This window comes from Pseudodesulfovibrio karagichevae (assembly GCF_041414475.1).
Taxonomy (GTDB): domain Bacteria; phylum Desulfobacterota; class Desulfovibrionia; order Desulfovibrionales; family Desulfovibrionaceae; genus Pseudodesulfovibrio; species Pseudodesulfovibrio karagichevae.
Map to the genome: position 1 here is coordinate 1 of NZ_JBGLYH010000122.1, position 3,136 is coordinate 3,136.

A 3,136-nucleotide genomic window follows, 5' to 3' on the forward strand; every position below is an offset into this window, starting at 1 on the left:
GGAACCCTTTTCTCAAAGGGTTCCCCCTGGCGGGGTCTGGGGCAGCGCCCCGGCCGCCGGAGGCGCCCGCCCGGCGAGGGCCTGCCGGAGGCGGCACCTTCCCCGGCCAAAGCTTCAACAAGCGCCTTAAGAAATATGAAGAATGGCCGAAGAGAGGGGACAACGGTTGGAAAGGGAGCGGTTATGGGAAACGTGGTTGCCTTGGAGGAATTCCGGCGGACGCTGGACCGGCGCGAAGAGCGCGGCAGGGCCTTGGCGCGTCCGGAGATCCGGGGCGGGGAGATATGGGGCCGGGACTACACGCAGCTGGAGGCGGTGGTCTTCGGGCTGTTGAAGGTCCGGGAGATCGCGGCCTACCATGCGTCGTTGCGCGCGGCCCGTCACGCGGACGGGTCCGGGCAGGAGTTCGACGCATTGTGCCTGGACGCCCTGGACGCGGCCTACCGGGTGGAGGACCTGGGCCCGGCCCGGCTCAAGGCGGCCGTCAAACCGCTCAAGGAATGGCTCCTGGACGCCATGACCGAGGACAACAAGCGCGACATGGCCTGGGCGCTGGTCCTGGTCGACCTCATAGAAAAGTCGCCGACGAAATAAGTATCGATAAGCGACGATCAGTCTATTCACCCATAAATTCATGTAAATAAACGCCGCCTATTCGCACGGCAGTGTTTGCTTATGTTCCTGCCACCGCATGGGTTGTGCCTTGCGCTTCGATGGAAAGCCGCGCGGCGGGCGGCAGCCCTTTGGCGGACGGTTTGCGGCATCGCGGGAACGCCGGGCGCTTTTTGACGCCGTTTACCCGCCGGATTGCGCCCTTCCCCGATATTTCATTGCCTGGACGCGGGGGTGTCGTATGGTGCAGGCATGGGAGAAGACGCAGTCGGCCCGGGCGGCCCCCAGATTCTGCTGTCGGCGGGGTGTTTGTTCCACCTGCCGCTCAAGCTCATAGCGCGGATCGGCCGGGAGGCCGGGTTCGCGGGCATGGAGTTGATCATGAACTCGCCCAAGCTCGACCCGCAGGCCGGGCTCGCGGCGATCAGCGACATCCTGCCCATCCGCAGCCTGCACGCCCCGTTCCGCGACTGGTCGGCCTGGGGCGGGCACCTCAATTCATGGAAGGCGACCACGGCCCTGGCCAACTCCCTGCCCGAGGCGGACCACATCGTCATGCACCCGCCCGGCTCGCGGCTGGCCAACATGATCCAGAACCGCTGGTTCGAAAAGGCCGTGGACCTGCCCCTGCTCCTGGACGCCAAAGGCCGCATCCGCTTCTCGCTGGAGAACATGCCCTGGGCCGAGGGCTCGCCGTTCGGCCGCGACCCGCTGGACAAGCTCACGGCCCAGTGCCGGGACAAGAACGTGGGGCTGACGTTCGACGTCTGCCACATGGGCGTGTCCGGCCGCAACGTGCTGGAGGCCATCGACAAGGTGCCGCCGGACCTGCTCTACAACGTCCACTTCTCCGACGCCGTGGGCTACACCGAACACCTCGCGCCGGGCAAGGGCGCGCTGCCGCTGGACGACTTCCTTGAGCGCCTTGGCAAACGGGGCTACGCCGGATACATTACCCTCGAACTGGAACCGGGCGCCTTCCCCGACGACGTGGACGGCACCGTGGAATTGCTCACCAGGCTGCGCCGGGACATGGAGGCGCGGCTGACAACCGGCCGGGGAGAATGACCGACATGCCCAAAGCCTACCTCGAAGCGGTCCGCCAGCAGGACCAGACCGTGAACCACCTCTTCGCCTTCCTGGGCCTGCAAGCGGAGACCTTCGAACCCGACCGGGCCGTGCTCCGGCTCCCGTTCCGCCCCGAGCTGACCCAGGGGGCGGGCATGGTCGCGGGCGGCATCCTGACCACCCTGCTCGACGAGACCATGGCCCATGCCGTGCTCGCAGGCAATCAGCCGGGCCAGCAGACCACGACCGTGGACCTGTCCGTCAGCTTCCTCCGCGCGGTCAAACCCGGCTCGGACCTGATCTGCGAGGCCCGCGTGGTCAAGCGCGGCCGCCGCGTCCTCTTTGCCGAAGCCAGCGCCTCGTCCGACGACCGCGAAGTGGCCCGGGCCACGGCCTCGTTCCTGCTCCTGTCCTGACCCGAAGCCCTTGCCCCGCGCGGTTTCATGCTTATTTTTCTTCCGTACGACACCAACGGAGGAATACCATGACCACCGACAATCGACTCATCGTCTGCCCGCAATGCGGGGCCGTCAACCGCGTCCAGACCGGCCGTGAGGCCGAAGCCACCTGCGGCAAATGCCATAACAAGGTCTTCGACGACCACCCGCTGGAACTCGTCGGCTCGACCTTCGACCGCCATATCGCCAAGTCCCAGGTGCCCACCCTCGTGGACTTCTACTCGCCCACCTGCGGCCCCTGCCTGATGATGGGCCCGCAGTTCGCCGATGCCGCCAAAACCCTGTTCCCCCAGGTCCGGCTGGCAAAAATCGACACCTCGGCCGAACAAACCATCGCCGGACGCTACGGCATCCGCGCCGTGCCCACCCTCATCCTGTTCAAAAACGGACGGGAAGCGGCCCGCCAGTCCGGCGCCATGAACGCCCGCGACATCACGGCCTGGGTGAGGCAGTACGTATAGGGGATGCCTCCGGCGGCCCCTTCGGGGAGACCAGGGCGCTGCCCTGGACCCGCTTAAGGCCGAGGGCCTTAAGAATCCCGTGTTCGCTTCGCTCAGGGGCGAGCGGCGGCGAAAGGCTGGCTCAGGACGCCTTCCGCCGTGCCGGTTGGCGATTTCGGGCAGAAAAAACGGATCGAACGGCGTGCTTCTTCGCATAGGAAGCACGCCATTTTTTCTGTCCGAAATCGCGGGGTTTCCTTTTGGGGAAGGCATGGGCACCAAAGACTAACCCACCCCGCCCACAGTCACAAAACGCCGCAAAACCATTTTCCGAGTTCCGCCCACGCCCACCTGCGGCGTTGGCAACCGTCCCGAAGGGTTCGCGCAGGGCGGCCCTCCGAGGCCCGTGGACGTCCGGCGCGAACCCTTCGGGACACCGCACAGCCAAGCTACTCCCCCATCCCTCGCGAAACACCTCGCCACTCCGCTCCCGCACCTTCGCCGCAGGCGACCCAAAAAGTTTGGGAGGGGGTCCAGGGGGAACCCTTTTCAAAGGGT

4 protein-coding genes are annotated in these 3,136 nt (G+C 66.1%); all 4 read left to right on the forward strand.

The window, feature by feature from the left end:
- Positions 1 to 183: 183 nt before the first annotated feature.
- The 4 genes from AB6M95_RS19570 to AB6M95_RS19585 all read left to right on the forward strand — a co-directional run bounded on the left by AB6M95_RS19570 (position 184) and on the right by AB6M95_RS19585 (position 2,599).
- Positions 184 to 594 carry a hypothetical protein gene (locus AB6M95_RS19570; protein WP_371388424.1) on the forward strand — a complete coding sequence of 137 codons (411 nt, stop codon included), beginning with the start codon at positions 184 to 186 and terminating at the stop codon, positions 592 to 594.
- Between the two features lie 270 nt (positions 595 to 864).
- On the forward strand, positions 865 to 1,680 hold the full coding sequence (locus AB6M95_RS19575) for a sugar phosphate isomerase/epimerase family protein (protein WP_371388425.1): 816 nt from the start codon (positions 865 to 867) through the stop codon (positions 1,678 to 1,680).
- Between the two features lie 5 nt (positions 1,681 to 1,685).
- Positions 1,686 to 2,096 carry a PaaI family thioesterase gene (locus tag AB6M95_RS19580; RefSeq protein ID WP_371388426.1) on the forward strand — a complete coding sequence of 137 codons (411 nt, stop codon included), beginning with the start codon at positions 1,686 to 1,688 and terminating at the stop codon, positions 2,094 to 2,096.
- 68 nt (positions 2,097 to 2,164) lie between these two features.
- Positions 2,165 to 2,599, forward strand: coding sequence for a thioredoxin family protein (locus AB6M95_RS19585; RefSeq protein ID WP_371388427.1), 435 nt, complete (start codon positions 2,165 to 2,167; stop codon positions 2,597 to 2,599).
- The last annotated feature ends 537 nt before the right edge of the window (positions 2,600 to 3,136 follow it).